Here is a 22039-nt window from a genome sequence, read left to right as displayed (position 1 = left end):
CGCATCGCCCCGCATATCGCGGAGCTCATGCGGGCTACGCGCTTCCGGTGTGAGGAGAAAGGTATTTCGTCGTCCCTGCGAACGCAGGGACCCATAACCCCGGTCATCTGTTGTTGAAAAAAGCCGTCGACCATCGTGCGCAACAATCTCTGCCGCGGCGTATGGGTCCCCCGATGCGCAATTGCGCATCTGCGCTCAAGGCCGGGACGACGGGGGTGTTTGTCGTTGGCACTTGGCGCCAGAAGCGCGCTTTCAGACCGCCTGGGCCACCGAGTGCAGCTCGTCGACCAGCACGCGTATGTTCTCGCTGTAGTCGACGGGCACCACGACGAGATGCACGCCGCCTTCGCTGAAAGCTCCCTCCAGCATGGTCGAGAGCTCCGAGACCTTGCCGACGCGCGCGCCCCTGGCGCCGTAGGACTTCGCATAGGCGACGAAATCAGGATTGCCGAACTCGAGGCCGAAGTCGGGAAATTCATCGACTTCCTGTTTCCAGCGGATCATGCCGTAGGCGCGATCCTCCAGTATCAGCACGACGAGGTTCAACTTGAGCCGCACCGCCGTTTCCAGCTCCTGCGAATTCATCATGAAGCCGCCGTCGCCGCAGACCGCCAGCACGCGGCGCCTGGGGTGGAGCAGCGCCGCTGCGATCGCCGAAGGCAGCCCGGCCCCCATGGTCGCGAGCGCGTTGTCGAGCAGCAACGTGTTGGCGACGCTGGTGCGATAGTTGCGGGCGAACCAGATCTTGTACATGCCGTTGTCGAGGGCCACGATGCCATCCGGCGGGATGACGGAGCGGACGTCGTGCACGATGCGCTGCGGCGTCAGCGGAAACCGGTCCTCGGTCGAGCGCTCGGCGAGGTGGGCAAGAATCCCTTCGCGCAAACTTAGCAATGCCGAGGCGTTGGGGAGCTTGCCTTCGAGGCGATCGGCCAATGCGGCAAGGCCGGCGCCGACGTCACCGACGATCTCGGCCTGCGGGAAGTAGACCTGCTCCACCGTCGCCGGCGTGACGCCGACATGGATCACCTGCGGTCCGTTATGGCCCATCAGGAACGGCGGCTTTTCGACGGTGTCATGGCCGATCGAGATGATCAGGTCGGCCTGGTCGATGGCCTCGTGCACCCAATCCCGTTCCGACAACGCGGCGGTGCCCATATAGAGATTGGAGCCGGCATTGACGGCGCCCTTGCCCATCTGGGTGTTAAAGAACGGAATCTTGCATCGCCGCACGAATGCCGACAGCGGCTCGGCGAGTTGCGGGCGGCTTGCCGCGGCGCCCAGCATCACGAGCGGCTTTTTGGCGGCCATGATCATGGCAGCGGCGCGATCGATCGCCGCTGATGGCGCCACCGGCAGCTCGACGGTGTGCGGCGGAATCATATCGGCAGTGGCTTCATCGGCCGCGATGTCCTCGGGCAGTTCGAGATGCACCGGGCCCGGCCGCTCCTGCTGCGCCACGCGGAAGGCATCGCGAACCAGGGTCGGAATACTCTGCGCTGACACGATCTGCGTCGCCATCTTGGTCAGCGGCCGCATGGTCGCGACGATGTCGACGATCTGGAAGCGCGCCTGACGGCTGCTCCGGATCGCCTTCTGTCCTGTGATCATCACCATCGGCATCGCGCCGAGATGCGCGTAGGCCGCTGATGTCGTCAGGTTGAGCGCGCCGGGACCGAGCGTCGTCAGGCAGACGCCCGCCCGTCCGGTGAGCCGGCCATAGGTGGCCGCCATGAAGCCGGCGGCCTGCTCGTGCCGCGTCAGCACGAGCTTGATCTTCGAACGCCGCAGCGACTCCAGCACGTCGAGGTTCTCCTCGCCGGGAATGGCGAAGATGTATTCGACGCCCTCGTTCTCGAGGGCCGCCACCAGGAGATCGGAGGCTTTGGTCACGCGGCTCCCCTCACACCCGGCTCCGCTTTCTCCGCCCGGTGCGGCAGCGTCCAGTCCGGCCGGATGAAGTGGCAGGTGTAACCGTCAGGATATTTCTCCAGATAATCCTGATGCTCGGGCTCCGCCTCCCAGAACGGCCCGACGGGCGCCACCTCGGTGACGACCTTGCCCGGCCACAAGCCGGCGGCATCCACGTCGGCGATGGTGTCTTCCGCGACCCGCTTCTGCTCATCATTGGTATAGAAGATGGCCGACCGGTAGCTCGGGCCCAGATCGTTGCCCTGGCGGTTCAAGGTCGAGGGATCATGGATCTGGAAAAAGAACTCCAGCAGCTTGCGATAGCCGATCACTTTCGGATCGAAGATGATCTCGATGCCTTCCGCGTGATTGCCATGGTTGCGATAGGTCGCATTCGGCACCTCGCCGCCGGTGTAGCCCACGCGGGTTGAGATCACGCCGGGATAGCGGCGCAGCAAATCCTGCACACCCCAGAAGCAGCCACCGGCAAGGACTGCGCGTTCCGTCGAAACCGTCATGTCGGTCCTCCCTTCGCTTCGCTGCGGGCGTCATTCCCCGCAAGCCATCAAGCGCGCATAATGCGGCCGAACGATGCCAAATTGCAAACGGCAACAAGCGGCTGCCTTGCGCCGGAAACGGCCGTTCATTCGAGTTGCATGAGCGATCCGGCAGCCCACGCTCAGCTGACGAAGCAGCAGCGGGCACGCCTATTGCCCACGACCCTGCTGGCTCCGTCATGTCGGCGGCAGCGCAGATCCCAGAATTTGGCATTCAAGCCTCGCCAATCTCACGGCCCGAATCGATCCCTACTCCGTAGTAATCGGCACGGCCCGCCGATCTGAATTTCAGAGTAAGCTCGCCTGCCCGCTGGAAGGCCTTTGCCGTATCACTCGCCGTGAGCGCCACGGTAGTGGTTATGTCTGAAAGGCTTCCACCCGCCGCGGCCGCAAGCACCGCTGAAATCATCGTGGGTTCATCCGGCGCTTCCGCTATGATTAGCCAATCGTAGGGTCCCAAAGTCAGATACCAACTGATCAGTCGAGCACCGGCGGCGGCGAACAACTCCGCGACCGCCTCGGAACGGTCCTCCGGCTTCGCAGTCATCCCCTTGATGGCCGCTGCGGTGTAACGACCTTGAGAAATGTAAATCGTCATGCTGGCCTCCTCTGCATTCGCTAGTGGACCATTCTCCGAAGTAACGTCGTGTCGCGGTGATGTTCGCATTAACATTGCAATCGAATGTCCGAAATGGGGGGTGGGCTCAATTGGTCAGCGCAACACTCTAATCTTTTAGCAAGGATGGAGTGTGGACATGAAGCAGCGACGTCGCATTTACTACTCGGCGGGCCCAGCGATCCGAGATCCGGGATCGCTGGCAGGCCGGCGGCATTCGTCCTCCGGATCGGCACCGTGCCAAACAGGCGCTCAGCCTTTCTGAACGAGAGGAGATCGCTCGATGGCTCAGCATGCGCTGCTCGTTGCGGTCGCTTGCGCGTCAAAAAACCGGACGTTTCCTGAAAATCAGGTGTCGGACCCAATCCCGATGCCTGGCCGCATTCTGACCCCGATTGGCTGATTCCCCCTCGCCTCTTCGGCGCAAAGTGCTAGAATTTAGATATGTCCTGAATGACCGAATGACACTGCGCGAGCTCATCGCTTTCGTCGGAGCCTCGGCTTCAGTTCGCCGGAACGAGAAAAGAGCGCAGCTCTGCCATCGGCACAAGGGAGGACATCATGCTCGACAAGGCCCCGGACGGAAAAGTGTCTGATCTGCTCAACGCGCTCGACAAAGCGCTGTCCGCTGGCGAGGTGGAACGCGCCGTCGATCTCTTTCAGGCTGACTGCTACTGGCGCGACCTCGTTACCTTCACCTGGAACATCAAGACAATGGAGGGCAAGGAACAGGTTCGCGACATGCTCACGGCGCGGCTCGCCGATACGAAGCCGTCGAGCTGGAAAATTGCGGACGGAGAGGACGCTTCCGAAACAGATGGAATTATAGAGAGCTGGATACAATTCGAAACGGAGGTCGCGCGTGGCTTTGGCCACATCCGCCTGAAAGACGGCCGGATCTGGACGTTGCTGACGACCATGAGCGAACTCAAGGGACACGAAGAGGCCGTGGGCTTCGACCGTCCGATGGGGGCAAAACACGGCGCCGAACGCAACCGAAAAACGTGGAAGGAAGAACGCGAGGCCGAAGCGGCCGAACTCGGCTACACGCGCCAACCCTATTGCGTCATTGTTGGTGGCGGTCAGGGCGGCATCGCACTCGGAGCCCGGCTGCGCCAGCTCAATGTGCCGACAATCATCATCGAAAAGAACGAACGACCTGGCGACAGCTGGCGCAAACGCTACAAGTCACTCTGCCTGCATGATCCTGTTTGGTATGATCATCTGCCCTATCTGCCGTTTCCCCGGAACTGGCCGGTCTTCTCACCGAAGGACAAGATCGGGGACTGGCTCGAAATGTATGCAAAGGTGATGGAGCTCAATTACTGGGGCTCAACCGAATGCAAGAAGGCATCCTACGACGACAAGAGCCGCGAGTGGACCGTCATCGTGCAGCGCGACGGCAAAGAAATCGTCCTCAAGCCAAAACAGCTCGTACTAGCGACGGGAATGTCAGCCAAGCCCAACACGCCGAAATTCGAAGGCATGGAGATTTTCAAGGGCGATCACCACCATTCGTCGCAGCATCCGGGGCCGGACAAATACAAGAACAAGAAAGCCGTGGTGATCGGCTCGAACAATTCCGCCCACGATATTTGTGCCGCGCTTTGGGAAGCCGGAGCGGACGTTACCATGGTTCAGCGCTCGACGACCCACGTTGTGAAGTCGGACTCGCTGATGGAGCTCGGATTGGCCTCGCTTTACTCCGAACAGGCGGTCCAGTCCGGAATGACGACGGCCAAGGCCGACCTGATCTTTGCGTCACTGCCTTACAAGATTCTGCACGAGTTCCAGATCCCGGTTTATAACGCGATCAGGGAACGCGATGCCGACTACTACAAACGCCTCGAGAAGGCAGGCTTCCTGCTCGATTATGGTGACGACGATTCCGGTTTGTTCATGAAATACCTGCGGCGTGGATCCGGATACTACATCGACGTCGGCGCTTCGGAATTGGTAGCCAATGGCAGCATCAAGCTGAAGAGCGGCGTCGATGTCAAAAAGCTCACGGAACATTCCGTCATCTTGACCGACGGGACCGAGCTGCCGGCTGATCTCGTCGTTTACGCCACCGGCTACGGTTCGATGAACGGCTTCGCCGCGGACCTGATCTCCAGGGAAGTTGCCGACAAGGTAGGCAAGGTCTGGGGACTAGGCTCGAATACGACCAAAGACCCCGGCCCATGGGAAGGCGAAGAGCGAAATATGTGGAAGCCGACGCAGCAGGAGGGGCTTTGGTTCCATGGCGGTAACCTGCACCAGTCACGTCACTACTCCCAGTTTCTGTCCCTCCAGTTGAAGGCACGAATGGAAGGCATTCCAACATCGGTTTACGGCCTCCAGAAGGCCCACCATCTGAACTGATTGCCTGTTCGATTGCTTTGAGCAGGCCTGGAGACGGCACCTATCGGCCGGCCCGGCTGGTCTGCTGATGTCCGACCAGCATAGGAGCATTCTCTCCATCATGCGGCCATTCTTTGAACAAGACTGAACGCAGTGTCGGCGGCTGGTCGACCCGACGAATAGTCGACCTCAACCTTGGGATGACGTTGGACGGAAAAGGGAAGCGCCAATGAACTCCACACCCACTTCGAAGGCAAATGCCTCCCCCGATGCCCCGGTCCCGCGCCCCGATGAACGACTCGCGCACGCCTACGGACAGATCACACGCGCGAGTGAAGAGCTTGCGCGTGTGAGTGAACAGGTTGCAAAAATGGAGCACGATGCCGAGCGCCCACCTTCGGCCGGACCTCCTTCGGCCGGACCTCGCCCGCAATCACCGCCTGGAAAGCCGGCGCGCCGGGCGCTCGTCGGCTTGGTGCTGGCGGCGTGCATCGTTGTCGCTGCCCTGGTTTTGCAGTCCTCCTATGGAGCCGGGGCCAAGCTGGTCGTCGCCCGTTGGGCCCCCCAGCTCGTTTCAACATTGCCGCCGGAAAATCCGCCGGTACCCGCCCTGCAGGCGCCCTCTACCGTTCAAGTGGCCGCGGCGGAGCCAACACCACCGCCAGCATCGCCCTTGCCCCAGCCCGCACCGCAAGACGCCGCGCCGACAACCACTGCAGCGCTTCCTGATCACGCAGAGTTGCTGCAAACGATGGCACGCGATCTGGCGGCTCTCGAGCGAAACATCGAACAGCTCAAGGCGAACCAGCAACAAATAGTCCGCGACAGTTCAAAGGCCATTGAGGAGCTCAAGGCGAACCAGGAAGAGATGAAACGCGCACTGGCGAGGGTTTCCGAGCAGAACCCGCCCAAGACGTCACCGCCTCCGGCGCAGCCGACTCCGACCTTGCGCAAGCCCGAGCGCACGCTTCAGTCGCCGCACGTAAGGGCGCGGCCTCGAATCCAAAGAGAGTGGATCTACGACGAGGACTGGTAACCTTCGATGCAACGTCCATCAAAGTCTTGTGCTGAAACAGCGATTTGATCCGATACAGCGCGTTAAGCGTCGCGCGATGTCGTCGTCGTTTGTAGCCACCGATCGATTCGCGTTTGACGTAAGGCACTGACATCCGCATTTGGCCGAATGACCGCTTCGCGCCAGAAGCGGCCGTTTGCGCCCGATGGTCCGTTACACTTTGCTATCAGGCTACCAACTCCATTTCGCGCGACGAACATTCGTGCCGAGCCGCCAAAGTTCCACTGATCGTTCATTTTGCATGCTCTTGTGATCTCGTTCACACGAGCGTTTTCAGGGCTCTGCTAATCGTTCCAAGCCACTAGCCGCTGGATGCCGGACCTGCAGCATTTGGGGATCTTTATGGACGACGCGTTTTATAAAGACCGAGCCCGGCATATCAGGCAACTTGCCAACGAAGCCGACCCCTTCATCAAGAAACGACTGTTGCGTCTTGCGAGTAACTACGACGCCATGACGACGCCCGTCAAAGGGGGGCCTGCTCCGTCCAACGTGACCGAAGGCCCGGAAGATAACCTGGCAGAAACCGGAAGAGGTCACGGGGAGTGAAGTCCACCACCTCATAGTGCTTCAATCCATTTCCGCCCCTACAGCACCAGATCCCGGATCAGACAGTCGCGCCCGATGCTCATCGGAGCCAATCGGCAATATTTGAAGTACGCCATCGCGCGATTCGTCAAATCTTGAGAGAGGCGCTTCAAACCCTGCGCATCGATGCATCGGCATGCACAACGACATTGGTCCTGTTCATTCGCAATCAGCCACGAGCTCAAATGCATTTGCTTGCGCATTAACGTCTCCTTTGCGGCCCGAAGCGGCCGTTCGAAAGAGGGCGGCGGCTATTTCCGGTAAGTAACGGTGAGTTGCCCGCCATGGCCGCACGCGCTCGCACAAGACGACAGAATGCACATGGGCATGGACGAGCCTTTCATCTCGCCTTGCGCAATCGCGCGAGCGGCCTCATTCTCGTCGCAGGCTATGCTGGCCATACCCGGGGGGGCGATCCACGCCGTGACGACAATATGCGCCGCGCCGCCTCCCCCTACGCGCTTTGGATGGAGTACGAGATGTTTCGGCGTTGCCTTTTCCTAACCCTTTTCCTTGCTCCGGCGTTCCTGCCCCTGCTCGCGTCGCCGGCCCGCGCGGCGGACAAGGCGTGGGAGGATTGCGGTCAAATCGCCGACCAGGAACGCAAGATCGCCGGATGCTCGGAGGTGTTGGCGCGCGGCGCAGCAGAGAGCGAGACGAGCCGGGCCAACGCCTATGTCAATCGCGGCTATGCCTACGGCACCGTCGATAACGACCGCGCCATCAAGGATTACAACGAGGCGATCCGCCTCGATCCGAAAGCGGAGCGTGCCTATAACGCCCGCGGTCGAGCCCACTTCTTGAAAGGCGATTACGACCGCGCCATCAAGGATTACGACGAGGCGATCCGCCTCAATCCGAAATATGCACTTGCTTTTACCGGTCGCGGCAAGGCCTATCACAGCAAGGGCGACAACGACCGTGCCATCAAGGATCACGACGAGGCGATCCGCCTCGATCCGAAATTGGCGGATGCCTATAGCAATCGCGGCAATGCCTACTCCGGCAAGGGCGACAACGACCGCGCCATCAGGGATCACGACGAGGCGATCCGCCTCGATCCGAATTTTGCGGAGGCCTATTTCAATCGCGGGCTTGCCTACACCAGCAAGCGCGATCACGACCGCGCCATCAAGGATTACAGCGAGGCGATCCGCCTCAATCCGAAAGATGCGAGCGCCCATTTGCATCGTGGCGGCGCCTACTTCTTCAAAGGCGATTATATCAGCGCCATCAAGGAGTACGACGAGGCGATCCGCCTCGATCCGAAATATGCGCTTGCCTATGAGATCCGCGGGCGGGCCCATGAAAACAAGGGAGACGCCGCCCGGGCCAGGAAGGATTTCGACGAGGCGGCGCGGCTGCGGCCGAGAGCGGGGCAAACGGCGTTGGTCCCAAAGAATGCCGACGACTATAACGATCGCGGACACGCCTACGCCGAAAAGGGCGATCACGACCGCGCCATCAAGGATTTCGCCGAAGCGATCCGCCTCGATCCGAAAAATGCGACGTCCTACAGCAATCGGGGCGGCGCCTACGCCAACAAGGGCGACAACGACCGCGCCATCAGGGATTTCGACGAGGCAATCCGCCTCGACCCGAAATTTGTGGCCGCCTATTTCAATCGCGGCAATGCCTCCAGGGAAAAGGGCGATCACGACCGCGCCATCAAGGACTACAGCGAGGCGATCCGCCTCGACCCGAAATATGCGGCGGCCTATTTCAATCGCGGGGCGGTTTACACCACCAAGGGCGATTACGACAGCGCCATCAAGGCTTACGGCGAGGCGATAAGTCTCGATCCGAAAGATGCGAAAGCCTATTACAATCGCGGCGTCGTCTATTCCAACAAGCGCGATAACGATCGCGCCATCAAGGATTTCGACGAAGCGATCGGTCTCGACCCGAAGTACGTGGCCGCCTATTACAATCGCGGCAATCTCCACAGGGAGAAGGGCGACAACGACCGCGCCATCGAAGATTACAGCGAGGCGATCCGCCACGACCCGAAATATGTGGCCGCCTATTTCAATCGCGCGGCTGTTTTCGTCGCCAAGGGTGATCCTGACCGCGCCATCAAGGAGTACGACGAGGCGATCCGCCTCAGGCCGGACGATGCGGCGGCCTATGCCAATCGCGCCAGCGTCTACGCCAGCAAGAGCGACAACGACCGCGCCATCAAGGATTTCAGCGAGGCGATCCGACTCGACCCGAAGAATATGCGGGCATACAGCGGTCGCGGCGATGCCTGGCGCCGCAAGAGCGATTTCGATCGCGCCGCCAGGGATTACGGCAAGGTCATCGAACTGGCCGGCAAGCCGGAGAAGGCGCACTGGACCTACTGGCTTTACCGCGGCGTGAGCTTTGAGCGGCTCGGCAAATGGCCGCAGGCGGAGGCGGATTTTCTCAAGGCGATGGAGCTCGATCCCGATCAACCCGACGTGCTCAATCAACTCGGCTTTAACTGGGTCGATCGGAAGCTCAAGCTCAGGGAAGGCCTGGCGCTGCTCGAGAAGGCCGTCAAGCTCAGGCCGGACGACGGCTATTTGCTCGACAGTCTCGGCTGGGCGCACTACCGCCTCGGCGATTACAAGGAGGCGATCAAGCTGCTGGAGCGCGCGGCCGCGCTTGAACCGGACAACAACGAAATAAGAGACCATCTCGGCGATGTGCACTGGCGGGCGGGACGCCAGGACGAGGCGCGCAAATCCTGGGAGCAGGCCTTGTCGCTCAGGCCCGATCCGGCCGAAGCAAAGAAGATCAAGGGCAAGATTGCCAAAGGGCTGGAAAAATGAGGCGCCTGGCGGCGCAAGCGGCGACACGACCGGCCGCGTCCGCCTCTTTCGCCTGCACTGCTTTGAAGCAAAGCCTTCTTTGAAGCAAAGCCTTCTTTGAAGCAAAGCCCTGGGAACATCTAAAAAGATACACAAAACGGAGCGAAATCCAAAACGGTTCGCAACCTATCTAAATTGAGTGTTCCTCAACTTCGCAGGTCGATGCTCAGTGCAACCGATGGGGCGCATCAGGAGCCGATCATGCCGACCAAAGCCCGAGCAACCGCAACCACCGGCCCCGCGCAAGCGCGCGAAGATATCATGAGCGCGCAAGCCCTCAGTACCCTGAGCGCGGGTGCGGTCAGTGCGATGAGCGCCGTTGGGGCCGCAGTCCTCAAGAGGCACAAGCATGCGATGGCTAAAAAGCCGGAATGGTTTTGGCACATCTTCGCGAAGTGCGAGGCAAAGGCCGCTCGCATCGCCGAGCAGGCCGCCCGCGCCCCTCAAGCGTGCGGCGATGCGGCATTCATCGAGTCCTATGCCAGGAGCCTGCCGAAGCTGATGGCCGCCGCGCTGAAAGCTCACGAGAAAGCTCTAGGAGACTGAGCCTGAGGCATCAGACTGAGCCCGAGGCATCAGAGACTGAGCCTGAGGCATCGCTTGGAGCAGCCTACGGAGACCGACCTCTCTTTGTGGGTTCGACCAGCAAGCTGCGAAGTTCGTCGATCCGTCGCGCGAGATCTATCGCATTTTCCTTCAACACGTTCATCGCATGACCGCGATGACCCTCATCTTCCAATTCTGCGATCCGGTCGTTGAAGGCGTGCAGTTCCTCTTCCAATTGCTGAATTCCATGCTGAATAGGAAATCGCCGAGCAGGATATTTATCGACGGTTGGTCGCTTCGCTGGACCCGCACCCTGCAAACCTCGCCGGCGCTGTGTTGACATGGCTCCTCCGAATCGCGAGCACGTGGCGACCTCAATCTACCGTGTTTTTCGTCGGAGGCACCATGTTGTTTGCTGCGGTGCAGGGTCTGCTTTGGCACCCAACCGACGTCGATAGTTGCGTCTGCTTCGCGCTATCTTAGCGTGCTTCTGCAATTCCGTTGCAGCACAATGTGGATTACCTCGCCCGGATGGCACATCGTCTCAGGCACGTTGTCATGCCTTGAACCGCCCGGACGGGACCCGCATACTCTATTCTGGGGTGCCGTTTTCCAGAGCACCCGCTCTTGGGAGGAACAGGGATGAAAGCATTCACTTTGGGTGCGGCGATCACGCTTGCGTTTTCCGCCGCCGCCTATGCGCAAGCGCCAAGCTGGACCGTTCCGGCGGAAAGCCAGCGCTGCCCTTCGAAATGGGGCGCGGCCGACGAGCGCGGATCGGCCAATCACCAGAAACCCGCGGCCGTGATGAACGCCGCGAAGCTGATCAAGAGCGGCGAGGTGATCGAGCTCGCATACGTGCTCGGTCCCAGCATGCCGTTTTTCGGGACACGGCGCTTCGACGTGCACACCAAACGCACCTTCATGAACCAGTTCTCCAACATGCGCGGTTCGAACGAAGAGCTCGTCGTCACCGAACTCGGCCAGGTCGGCACGCAGTTCGACGGCTTTGCGCACCAGACCCATCTCAATAGCTGGTACAATTGCCAGAAGGTCGACGAGAACGCCGAGCGCAACGGCTTCAAGAAGTTCGGCATCCACAATGTAGGCACGCTGTTCACGCGCGGCGTCCTGATCGACGTCGCAGGCTTCAAGGGCGTCGAGATGCTGGGTGACAATTACGAAATCACCGTGGAGGATCTCGAGGGCGCGCTGAAGAAGCAGAATCTGACGCTGCAGCCCGGCGACGCGGTGCTCATCCATACCGGCTGGGGCAAGATCTACGGCAAGGACAATCCGCGCTACGTGAAATCCTGCCCGGGCATCGGCGTGCCGGCCGCGCTCTGGCTCGCCACGAAAGACCCGATGCTGCTCGGCGCCGACAACTGGCCAGTCGAAGTCTCGCCCAACCCCGACAAGCAATTGTCGCTGCCGGTGCACCAGATCGCGCTGGTGGTGAACGGCATCCACCTGCTGGAGAACCTCAAGCTTGACGAACTCGCGCAAAAGGGCGTCGGAGAATTCGCCTTCGTGATGCAGCCGCTCAAGATTCAGGGCGGCTCCGGCTCGACGGTTTCACCGGTCGCGGTGAGGTAGCGTAATCCGCGATCACGCCCGGGCGCCGTGCGATGTCCGCTCTGGAAGCAGAGCGGACGTCGCACGAGACATGTCTCACTTGCAGATTTGGCGGGACGACGGTCGCTGGTCGCTAGCATCGCGGGCGCTAGCCCGCATTTGAACCGGAAGTTTTCAATCTGGAGCAATTCTAGTAACCACCCATCGCGCTGCGAAGGTGCCTGCGTTAGAGCGAAGGCTCAAAAATCGTACCGGCCAAGCCGGCAGGCTTCAGGATACATCGCAGCGTGATACCCAAAGAGTTCCACTCGCCTTCCGCCACCCGACTTCAGCTGACACGAATGATCTGCCTCGGGGCAGTCAGCGGATTTGCCCTCGCCCTGCCGACCGGCGCCGCGCTGGCGCAGTCGTCACTCCCGCCAATCACAGTGGAATCGCCGCAGCAGCGCGCGCGCCCGGCCACGGCCCAGCCATCCCGCCGCGCCGCAACCGCGCGCGGCGTACGCGCCAATCGCGCAGCCCGGGCGCCGCAAGCGGCGCCGGCTGCGATCCCATCGGGTCCCGGCGCCGGCGAGCGCGCCAATGGTCCGGTGCGCGGATTCGTCGCGACTCGCTCCGCCACCGCGACCAAGACCGACACGCCGCTCATCGAAACCCCGCAATCGATTTCCGTCGTCACCACCGACCAGGTCAGAAACCAGGGCGCGGTGTCGATCGGTGAGGCGTTGCGCTACACCGCCGGCGTCAGCGGCGATGTCAACGGCGGTTCAGACACGCGCTTCGGTGGCCTGCAGATCCGCGGTTTCGACATGACCATGCCGGGACTCTACATCGACGGCCTGCGGGTGCCGTCCAGCAACTACGTGCATTTCAACGGTCTCGATCCATACGGTGCCGAGCGCCTGGAGGTCCTCAAGGGGCCGTCGTCGGCGATGTATGGCGGTAGCGGCACCGGCGGCATCCTCAATTACGTTACCAAGCTGCCGACCGCGCAACAGTTCGGTGAAGCCTCGATCTCGGGCGGCAGCTTCAACCGCTATCAGGGCCAGTTCGACATGGGCGGTCCCGCCAACAAGGAAGGCACCGTGCTGTGGCGGCTGACCGGCGTCGTTCGCGACGGCGAGACCCAGGTCGATTTCACCAAGGACAACCGCGTCTTCATCGCGCCGGCCGTCACCTTCAAGCCGAACGAGGATACGACCATCACCTTCCTGGCCAACTATCAGAGGGACCGGGCAGGATGGGGACTGCAGTTCCTGCCGGCTTCGGGCACGGTGTGGCCCAATAACGGCCGCACCATCCCGGTCTCGTTTTTCGCGGGCGTGCCCAGTTTCGACGCTTTCAACACCGAGATCGCGACCGCCGGCTACCAGCTCTCGCACGACTTCAGCGACGCCATCACCTTCCGGCAGAATCTGCGCTACGCCTACCAGCACAACGAAGAAAAAGTGTTCTATGGCGGCGGCTACACCAACGAGGCCGCAGGTCTGCTAGCGCGCTACGGCAGCACGAGCAACTCGTACATCAATTCCTTCGCGGTCGACAATCAACTGCAGGGCAAGTTCACCACCGGCTTCCTCAGCCACACGACGCTGGTGGGCATAGACTACCGCAACACCTCATTCCGCGACACCGCCTATGGCGTGACGACCTCGGCCCCCGAGATCAACGTGTTCGCCCCGGTCTACAGCTACGACTGGACCATTGGGGCCATGAGCGACAACACCGGCATCAAGCAATCGCAGGTCGGGCTCTACGCGCAGGACCAGATCAAGCTCGGCCGGCTCTCGTTCCAGCTCGGCGGCCGCCAGGATTTCGTCACCACGAAGGTCGACAGCGGTCTCTTCAACACCTCGGCCACGACCGACGCCTCGGCGTTCACCGGCCGCGCAGCGGTCATGTACAATTTCGACAATGGAATCGCGCCATATTTCAGCTATTCCGAATCTTTCCTGCCGGTGCTGGCGACCAACGCGGCGGGCCAGTTGCTCAACCCCGAGACCGGCGTTCAGTATGAGGTCGGCGTCAAGTACCAGCCGGTCGGCCTGAACGCGCTGTTCACGTTCGCGGCGTTCGACCTGACGCGCTCCAACGTCGTTACATACCCGCCACCGCTCTATACCGCTGAACAGACCGGCCAGGTGAAGTCCCGCGGCATCGAGCTCGAAGGCACGGTGTCGCTGGCCGACGGCTGGAACCTGCGCGCCGCCTACGCCTATGTCGACGCCGTGATCACGCAGGACCCGGTCAACGTCGGCAAGGCGCCCCCCACGGTGCCGCTCAACCGCACCTCGCTGTGGAGCGACTACACGCTGCGGAGCGGCCCGCTTGCCGGGGTCCAGTTCGGCGGTGGCATCCGCTATGTCGGCGCGACCTGGGGCGATGACGCCAACACCTTCAAGGTCGAAGCGGCCACCGTGCTGGATGCGCTGCTCGCCTACAACAAGGACAATTGGCGCCTCTCGCTGAACGTCACCAATCTCGCCGACACGCGCTATGTCGCCGCCTGCTACAGCCTCTCGGGATGCTTCTACGCGGAGGGGCGCAAGGCGATCGGCAAGGTGACCTATCGATGGTAGGTCAAACACGACACACTGCGACGGATACGTCACCGCCGGTCGGCCGACCGGCGGTGACGATGTTTGATAATTGAGGCAACCCCAACACGGGCGAACGCCATGAGATCGATCTTCGGGCGACTGCATCGCTGGGCCGGCCTTCTCACGGCCGGCTTTCTGTTTTTTTCGGGCATTACCGGCGCGATCATCTCGTGGGATCACGAGATCGACGATTTGCTCAACAAGCAGCTGTTCGACGTGACCAGCAGCGGTCCGGCTATACCCTCCATCGATCTCGTCAAGCTGATCGAGCAGCGCGATCCCCGTGCGCGCGTCGTCCACATGTTCATGACGCCGGAAAAAGACCACTCGCTGTGGTTCTTCGTGCTGCCGCGGATCGATCCCGCCACCGGCAAGCGATTCAGCCTCGATTACAACCAGATCTTCCTCGATCCCAACACCGGCGTAGAGCTCGGGCGGCGCTACTGGGGCGCGGTGTGGCCGGTGACGCGCGAGAACTTCGTCTCGTTCCTCTACAGGCTGCACTACACCATGCACATTCCGGAGTTCTGGGGCAGCGACCGCTGGGGCATGCGCGTGCTCGGCGTCATCGCCATCATCTGGACCATCGATTGCTTCGTCGGTTTCTATCTGACGCTGCCGTCGCGTCGCCGCGCCCGGGCGGGCCGCGCCCCTGCCGTCGAGCGCGAGCTCGGCCGTGGCTTTTGGGCGCGCTGGGCGCCGGCCTGGAAGATCAAGACTTCGGGCAGCACCTACCGGATCAATTTCGACATCCACCGCGCCTTCAGCCTGTGGACCTGGGCGCTACTGTTCGTGATCGCCTTCACGGCGTTCTCGCTCAACCTGTATTTCGAGGTGTTCTCGCCGTTGATGAAGACGGTGTCGGACTACACCCCGACGCCGTATGAGCAGCGTCCGTACCGGCATCTCGACGATCCGATCGAACCCAAGGTCAGTTTTGCCGACATCGCCGCGCGTGCGGCGGCCGACGGCAAGAGCCGCGGCTGGACCACGCCGGTCGGCTCGATCAATTACGGTCCGGCGCACGGCGTGTATGCCGCGGGCTTCTTCCACCCCGGCGACGATCATGGCAGCGGCGGCGTCGGACCGGCGCAGCTTTACTACGACAGCGAGGACGGGCGCCCGATCGGCGCGCGGCTGCCGTGGGTCGGCACCGCCGCCGACATCTTCGTGCAGGCGCAGTTCCCGTTGCATTCCGGCCGTATCGTCGGGCTGCCCGGCCGCATCCTGATCTCGATCATGGGCTTGGTGGTTGCGGCGCTGTCGGTAACCGGCGTCGTGATCTGGTGGCGCAAGCGACGTGCCCGGGTCCGGGTGCGCGAGACCGCGGCGACACGGCCTGGCGGACAGCTCGCGCCCGCGGAATAGCGCCGCTACCCGAGCTCAAACGTCGTGACGCCGAACACCCGCTCCAGCCGCAGCGGCGGGATCGCGCCGGTATACATCCGCGCCGTCTCGAACACCGGCGTGAGCCCCAGATCCTGCGCCAACGCGACGGCGTCGCGGTTGATGCCGGGAACGTCGAGGAAGATCTCGCCGCCGCCCACGCTGGCCAGCAAAGCCGATAGAACGACCTCGGCCGTGGCGCGATCGTCGGCCACCAGCGGGCCGATCTTGTGGCCCTTCCGGCATGCGCGGATCACGCCCCATCCGGCAAGCGCGCCATCGCGCACGAGGGCGCGACCGCTATGCCCGGGCGCGTTGATCCAGGCGCGCAGGAACGCGGTGCGCGGCGCCGGAAACACGGTCGCGTCGTAGGCCGCCACGGCCGCCAAGGGTATTTCGGTCAGCGCCACGACGCCAGATGGCACGGCCGGGGCCGCGACGGTGCCCCCGTAACGGACGTTGGCATAAGCCAGTTCGAACCCGGACCGCCGATAGTTTTGCTGCTGCGCGACCACGCCGTCGAGCCCGATCACGCGCGGGCCCGCATGCGCGATGGCCGCGTTCCATATCCCCAGCCCGTAGCCGCGGCCGCGCAGATCCGCGCGCACGATATAGAAACCGAGGAAGGAAAAATGATCGCTGTAATTGACGCAGGAGACCGTCGCCGCCGGAGCGCCATCGAGCTCGCCGATGAAAAAACCCTGGGGATCAACGGTTGCGAAGCAGGCGGCGTCGGCGAAGCCCGGGTTCCAGCCTTCGGCCGCCGCCCAGTCGACGGCTATCGAGATGTCGTCCGGCCGCATCGGCCGGATGCGCAAATCATTCATGGCTGCGATCGCACAGTTGGAATTATCAACCGATATCACAAATTATCATGAGAAAACGCGATGTCCGCAATAACCGGCAGATGATCTGAACAACTCCTCGCCTCGTGATCGGACCACGCCTTCACAATCGTCCCGCTCGGGGTGGCGTAGACGCGGTCGAGGCGCAGGACGGGGAATCGCGACGGGAACGTCCGCAGGCGCGTTCGAACCGGACATCGCGCTGCCAGGGCCCGGCGCACGGACTTGAACCAGAACCAGTCGTTGAAGTCACCGAGGACGATGGTCCGGGGCGCATTCACCAGCGCAGCGAGCGCCTGCGCCTGCGCGTAACGTTCGTGCATGCTAAGACCAAGATGGGTCGCCACCACATTCACCTCGCCGATCGGCGTGAGGATGCGCGCGGAAATCGCCCGGCGCGGTTCCCTCTCCTGATAGGAGACGTCGGTCACTGTGGGTTCGCAGGCGAAGGGCCATCTGCTCAGCAGGACTTGGCCATAGTGACCATCCTGCGTGACGATCGAGTGGGCTTCCACGCGGTGCTCGCCGACGGCGTCCGCCAGCCGTCCGAACACATCGTCGAGGCGTCCGCGCGAGTCGACTTCCTGCAGGGCCACGACGTCAGGCGACCATTTCTCAATGACCGAACAGACACCTTCAAGGTCGAAGTCCGGATTGAGATTGAACGTGCCGTGCACGTTCCATGTCATGACGCGCAGCGTATCCGTCACGAGCGCCGACCGCTCAGCCAGGTCACGAGGAACTGGACCGCGAGACAAACGGCGATCCACAGCACGATGGTCAGGCCGAGCGGCACGATATTCGACCATGATGCATTCCTGGCGAAGTCCGCGATCTGCGCGCCCAGCGCGGCCATCGTGATGATGCCCGGCGCCATTCCAAGCAGGGTTCCGATCAGAAAGTCGCTCAGCCTTAGCTGGCTCGCGCCAGCCAGAAGGTTGACCAGCGTAAAGGGAGCGATCGGGACCATCCGGATCATCGCCACCGCGACAACACCCCGGCCGGTGATGCGGTTCTGAACGCGCAAGGCGCGGGCGCCGAGTACCGCCTGAAGGCGTTTGTGACCCACTAGACGGCCGATCATGAACAGCAGCAGTGAGCTCAAGAGGACCCCGACCGTGGCGCTCAGGGCGCCGATCCAGGGCCCCAGCGCCGCCGCCGTCGCGGCAATCAGGACGATCACTGGAAATACCACCAGCCCGCCCAGCACGAACAGCGCAACCGCATAGAGCGGCGCGAATGCCGATTGCGCGTGCTGCGAAATCAGCGAGGCTACGTATCCGAGATCGGTGTAGTTGCTCAGCGGCGTATAGCGCCAGGCAAGGGCCAGTCCCGCCAGCGCGGCCGCGGTGCCGGCCGCCGCCATCACGGTACGCCCGTTCCACATCCGCCGCGCGGCGCGCTGGAGGTTGAGCGGATGCCTTGGATCCGCGAGCGGCTGGACGATACCGATCAGCGCCGGCGCATGTTCGAAATCGATCGGCACCAGCGCCCTGCCCGCGCCACTCGCCGCATGGCGGTCGATAAATCCAAACAGGTCGTCCTCGTTGTCCGCGATGACAGCTTCGTCAAGCCCGCAAAAATGCCCGATCAAGCGGCGCCGCTGGCTGCGGATGAAATCACGGTGACGTTCGGACGTCGCCTCGAACGCCAGGTCGCATTCGGTATCCGCCCCCATGGAGCGGTTGTTGATATTGGCGGAGCCGACGCGGAGAAAGCCGTCGTCGACGATCATGACCTTGCTGTGCACCATCACCGCCGCGGATGATTTCTCATCGGCGACCGACGGATAAAGGATACGAAGACGATCGGTAACACCGGCGGCAACGAACGGATCGAGGAAGCCTCCCCGGCCGCCCTGCATCGCCTGGGATTCGAACCATGACGAATGCCCCTTCGGGGTCACGATGAGAACACGCAGCGCGGGAACGTCCACCATTCGCCGCGCCAGCGAGCGCGCGATCTCGTTGGCGCTGGTGAACTGGTTCTCGATATAGATGAAGCGGTTCGCCGCGTTGATCGAGGCCTCGAACAGCCGGGCGACCTCATCTATTTCCTCGCAGGTCTCGGTTTTCGGTTCGGTTCTCGCAATGCCGGCCGTAATCGCCTGCGCCTGCGCCAGTACGGATGCCGGCCAATGATCGCCTGCGACGGGCAGCAAAGGTTCACTGGTGCAGCCGGCCGCCGTCCACCTCGCCATTGCGATTTCGCCGAGCGCGGCTGCCGCCGGGCCCTCGACCATGCACTGGACATCATGGAATGGCGGGTAAGGCTTGCCGTCGGGATCGCGGCGCAATGGATGGTCGAGACGGTGCTCGCTGGTGTCCCACCTGCGGATCGTGAGGTCGAGGCCACCGACGAAGGCGATCGAATTGTCGACCACGACGATCTTCTGATGCTGGGCGGAGCCCAGGGGCAGACAGGCATCCAGGCAGAAGCAAAGTCGTCCGTCGCAACCCGCCGTGAATTTTGCAGCGGAATTCCATTCGCGCTCCGCGGCATACAGCGCCGCGAAGTCCCAGGTCAGGATGTTGATGCGCAGCGCCGGCTTGCTCTGCAGCAAGGCCTTCAGGAAGGCGCCGAGCTTGATCGGCAATCCATCTTCGGCACGGCCTGACGGCCCCACCAGGTCGGTCTCGCTGTGAATATCCCAGCCGACGATATAGATCTGCCGCTCCGCGCGGAGCAGCACGTCCCGCAGGGCCGCGAAATATTCGGCCGCGTCGTTCAGCACAGCCACCCGGCTTGCGTCGCCCTTTTTCCAGATGGTCTGGCCAGGGACGAGAATGGATGCACGTTGAAGCAGTCATCACCTCTGCGGAATGAGAACGCATACCCATTCAAACGCCCTGGAACTTGCTGAGTTCCCTGCCCGGCAATGGCGAGGGATCATTGCGAACAAAGCGAGAATCAGTGACCGTTGATTCGCTCCTGGGGACGATCATTCGTGTCAATTGCCGCTGCCTATCTCGACAATCTCAATCCGGAACAGCGCCGTGCGGTCGAGCATGGCGCGATCGGGCCGGGCCCTGTTGCGCCGCTCCTGGTGATTGCCGGAGCCGGATCCGGCAAGACCAACACGCTTGCGCATCGCGTGGCCCATCTGATCGTCAGCGGTGCCGACCCCCGCCGCATTCTTCTCATGACGTTTTCACGCCGCGCCGCATCCGAAATGAGCAAATGCGTCGAACGGATCGCGCGGAAGGTGATGGGTGACAATGCCGGCGTGATGACCGATGCGCTGGCCTGGGCAGGCACCTTCCACGGCATCGGCGCGCGTCTGCTTCGCGAATACTCCGACCAGATCGGCCTCAACCCCGCCTTCACGATCCACGACCGCGAGGACTCCGCCGACCTCATGAATCTGGTCCGGCATGACCTCGGCTTCTCCAAGACCGAAAATCGTTTCCCGACCAAGGGTACGTGTCTTTCGATCTACTCGCGATGCGTCAACGCCGAGGCGCCGATCGAGCAGGTTTTGGGGGCATCATTCCCCTGGTGCGCCGGATGGGCAGCCGAATTGAAAGAATTGTTCGCCGGCTATGTCGAGGCCAAACAGCGCCAGAACGTGCTCGATTATGACGACCTCCTGCTCTACTGGGCGCAGACCATGAACGATGCTGAAATCGCCGACGATATCGGCGGCCGCTTCGACCATGTCCTGGTCGATGAATACCAGGACACCAACCGCCTGCAGTCGTCCATTCTGTTGGCACTCAAGCCCGGCGGCCACGGCCTCACGGTCGTCGGCGACGATGCGCAGGCGATCTATTCATTCCGCGCTGCGACGGTGCGCAACATCCTCGACTTCCCGACACAATTCTCGCCACCGGCCAGCATCATCACGCTTGATCGAAACTATCGGTCGACACAGGCCATCCTGGCCGCGGCCAACGGCGTAATCGATCTGGCCCGCGAACGCTTCACCAAAAATCTATGGACCGACCGGAATTCGGGGACAAAACCCCAGCTTGTCACGGTGCGCGACGAAGCCGACCAGGCGCGCTGCATCGTGGAACGCGTTCTGGAGAACCGGGAGTCCGGCGCGCGGTTGAAGGAGCAGGCCGTCCTGTTCCGGACATCCAGTCATAGCGGTTCGCTGGAAGTCGAGTTGACCCGGCGCAACATCCCCTTCGTCAAGTTTGGCGGCCTCAAGTTTCTCGACGCCGCCCACGTAAAGGACATGCTGGCGTTGCTGCGCTTCGTCGAGAACCCGAAAGACCGTGTGGCCGGCTTTCGGCTGATGCACCTGATCCCGGGCGTCGGCCCCGCCTCGGCGCAGCGCGTGCTTGATCACATGGCTGATGATCCCGACCCGATCGCAGCCCTCGCCCGGGCACCGATCCCGCCGCGCGCCGGCGAGGACTGGAAAACATTCACCGCCGTCATTGCGGACCTGCGCCGTTCAACCTGGCCTGCCGATCTCGAACGCGCGCGTTTGTGGTACGAACCGCATCTGGATCGAATTCACGAGGATGCCGAAACCCGCCGGGCCGATCTTGTCCAGCTTGAACAAATCGCGAGCGGATATGCTTCCCGTGAACGCTTCCTCACCGAGCTGACGCTCGATCCGCCCGACGCCACCAGTGACCAGGCCGGGGTTCCCCTGCTCGACGAGGACTATTTGATCCTGTCGACGATTCACTCTGCCAAGGGCCAGGAGTGGAAGTCGGTGTTCGTGCTCAATGTGGTCGACGGCTGCATGCCCTCCGACCTCGGTACCGGAACGACGGCCGAGATCGAAGAAGAACGACGGCTGCTCTACGTCGCCATGACCAGGGCCAAGGATGATCTGCATCTTGTCGTCCCGCAGCGTTTCTTCACGCACGGGCAGCACGCGAAGGGCGACCGCCACGTCTATGCGTCGAGAACCCGCTTCATTCCCGATCGCCTGCTCGCCTTGTTCGACAAGACGACCTGGCCGCTCGCGGTGAGCGGAGCCGCTTCCCGGCCCGCAAGCAACGGTCCGCGCATTGACGTCGGTGCTCGCATGCGCGGGATGTGGCGGTAGAGCGTTTTCCAGCGAAGTGGACACCGGGTCGCGTCAAGAAAACGCGTCAAAGCAGAATCCAGAGCCCCGTTCCGATTCCATCGGAACGGAAAAGGCTCTAGTCCGCTGGACAACACTCAGGCATCTGCCAATGAGATGGGCAGTTCGCAGAG

At 62.2% G+C, this 22039-nt stretch carries 17 protein-coding genes; 10 read left to right on the top strand and 7 right to left on the bottom strand.

Features of this window, described 5'->3' with window-relative positions; genetic code table 11:
- Positions 1 to 252 precede the first annotated feature (252 nt).
- From JQ629_RS13615 to JQ629_RS13605, 3 genes are all read right to left on the bottom strand, one after another.
- Positions 253 to 1893: an acetolactate synthase large subunit gene (locus tag JQ629_RS13615; RefSeq protein ID WP_212413111.1), complete on the bottom strand. Its 1641-nt coding sequence runs from the start codon at positions 1891 to 1893 to the stop codon at positions 253 to 255.
- A complete protein-coding gene (gene msrA / locus JQ629_RS13610) occupies positions 1890 to 2429 on the bottom strand; it encodes a peptide-methionine (S)-S-oxide reductase MsrA (protein WP_212413110.1) in 540 nt (179 codons plus the stop codon). The genes JQ629_RS13615 and msrA overlap by 4 nt, the downstream gene beginning before the upstream one ends.
- A gap of 253 nt (positions 2430 to 2682) precedes the next feature.
- Positions 2683 to 3066, bottom strand: coding sequence for a GYD domain-containing protein (locus JQ629_RS13605; RefSeq protein ID WP_212265020.1), 384 nt, complete (start codon positions 3064 to 3066; stop codon positions 2683 to 2685).
- A gap of 579 nt (positions 3067 to 3645) precedes the next feature.
- Here JQ629_RS13605 and JQ629_RS13600 point away from each other — a divergent pair.
- The 3 genes from JQ629_RS13600 (at position 3646) to JQ629_RS13590 (ending at position 7051) form a co-directional block, all read left to right on the top strand.
- Positions 3646 to 5448, top strand: a complete 1803-nt coding sequence (locus JQ629_RS13600; RefSeq protein ID WP_212413109.1) for an NAD(P)/FAD-dependent oxidoreductase — start codon at positions 3646 to 3648, stop codon at positions 5446 to 5448.
- A gap of 208 nt (positions 5449 to 5656) precedes the next feature.
- Positions 5657 to 6463 (top strand): hypothetical protein, encoded by an 807-nt coding sequence (locus JQ629_RS13595; RefSeq protein ID WP_212413108.1) that lies wholly within the window; start codon positions 5657 to 5659, stop codon positions 6461 to 6463.
- A gap of 381 nt (positions 6464 to 6844) precedes the next feature.
- Complete coding sequence (locus JQ629_RS13590) at positions 6845 to 7051, top strand: hypothetical protein (protein ID WP_212413107.1); 207 nt, start codon at positions 6845 to 6847, stop codon at positions 7049 to 7051.
- Between the two features lie 38 nt (positions 7052 to 7089).
- Here the strand turns inward: JQ629_RS13590 and JQ629_RS13585 are convergent, their stop codons facing one another.
- Entirely contained in the window at positions 7090 to 7293 is a 204-nt protein-coding gene (locus JQ629_RS13585; protein ID WP_212413106.1) for a hypothetical protein, read from the bottom strand.
- Between the two features lie 276 nt (positions 7294 to 7569).
- On the opposite strand from JQ629_RS13585, the gene JQ629_RS13580 reads away from it, so the two are divergent.
- From JQ629_RS13580 to fsrB, 6 genes are all read left to right on the top strand, one after another.
- Positions 7570 to 9885 (top strand): tetratricopeptide repeat protein, encoded by a 2316-nt coding sequence (locus tag JQ629_RS13580; RefSeq protein WP_212413105.1) that lies wholly within the window; start codon positions 7570 to 7572, stop codon positions 9883 to 9885.
- A gap of 240 nt (positions 9886 to 10125) precedes the next feature.
- Positions 10126 to 10470, top strand: a complete 345-nt coding sequence (locus JQ629_RS13575; protein WP_212413104.1) for a hypothetical protein — start codon at positions 10126 to 10128, stop codon at positions 10468 to 10470.
- 166 nt (positions 10471 to 10636) lie between these two features.
- A complete protein-coding gene (locus JQ629_RS13570; protein ID WP_212413103.1) occupies positions 10637 to 10810 on the top strand; it encodes a hypothetical protein in 174 nt (57 codons plus the stop codon).
- A 302-nt stretch (positions 10811 to 11112) separates the two neighbouring features.
- On the top strand, positions 11113 to 12066 hold the full coding sequence (locus JQ629_RS13565) for a cyclase family protein (RefSeq protein WP_212413102.1): 954 nt from the start codon (positions 11113 to 11115) through the stop codon (positions 12064 to 12066).
- 569 nt (positions 12067 to 12635) lie between these two features.
- On the top strand, positions 12636 to 14624 hold the full coding sequence (locus JQ629_RS13560; RefSeq protein WP_212413134.1) for a TonB-dependent siderophore receptor: 1989 nt from the start codon (positions 12636 to 12638) through the stop codon (positions 14622 to 14624).
- Positions 14625 to 14723: 99 nt separating this feature from the next.
- The gene (fsrB, locus tag JQ629_RS13555) at positions 14724 to 16013 is read left to right on the top strand and encodes a siderophore utilization protein FsrB (RefSeq protein WP_212413101.1); all 1290 of its coding nucleotides are present in this window, start codon (positions 14724 to 14726) and stop codon (positions 16011 to 16013) included.
- A gap of 5 nt (positions 16014 to 16018) precedes the next feature.
- On the opposite strand, the gene JQ629_RS13550 is transcribed toward fsrB, so the two are convergent.
- The 3 genes from JQ629_RS13550 to JQ629_RS13540 are packed head-to-tail and all read right to left on the bottom strand — an operon-like array spanning position 16019 to position 19616.
- Entirely contained in the window at positions 16019 to 16858 is an 840-nt protein-coding gene (locus tag JQ629_RS13550) for a GNAT family N-acetyltransferase (protein WP_212413100.1), read from the bottom strand.
- Positions 16859 to 16893: 35 nt separating this feature from the next.
- The gene (locus tag JQ629_RS13545; RefSeq protein ID WP_349631260.1) at positions 16894 to 17586 is read right to left on the bottom strand and encodes an endonuclease/exonuclease/phosphatase family protein; all 693 of its coding nucleotides are present in this window, start codon (positions 17584 to 17586) and stop codon (positions 16894 to 16896) included.
- Entirely contained in the window at positions 17583 to 19616 is a 2034-nt protein-coding gene (locus tag JQ629_RS13540; RefSeq protein ID WP_212413098.1) for a VTT domain-containing protein, read from the bottom strand. Before JQ629_RS13540 ends, JQ629_RS13545 begins: the two co-directional genes overlap by 4 nt.
- A gap of 207 nt (positions 19617 to 19823) precedes the next feature.
- On the opposite strand from JQ629_RS13540, the gene JQ629_RS13535 reads away from it, so the two are divergent.
- On the top strand, positions 19824 to 21887 hold the full coding sequence (locus tag JQ629_RS13535; protein ID WP_212413097.1) for an ATP-dependent helicase: 2064 nt from the start codon (positions 19824 to 19826) through the stop codon (positions 21885 to 21887).
- Positions 21888 to 22039 lie beyond the last annotated feature (152 nt).

The sequence above is a fragment of the Bradyrhizobium sp. AUGA SZCCT0222 genome, from assembly GCF_018130205.1.
Taxonomy (GTDB): Bacteria; Pseudomonadota; Alphaproteobacteria; order Rhizobiales; family Xanthobacteraceae; genus Bradyrhizobium.
Note: the sequence above shows the minus strand (reverse complement) of the source record. Positions and strands in the feature narration are given on the sequence as shown.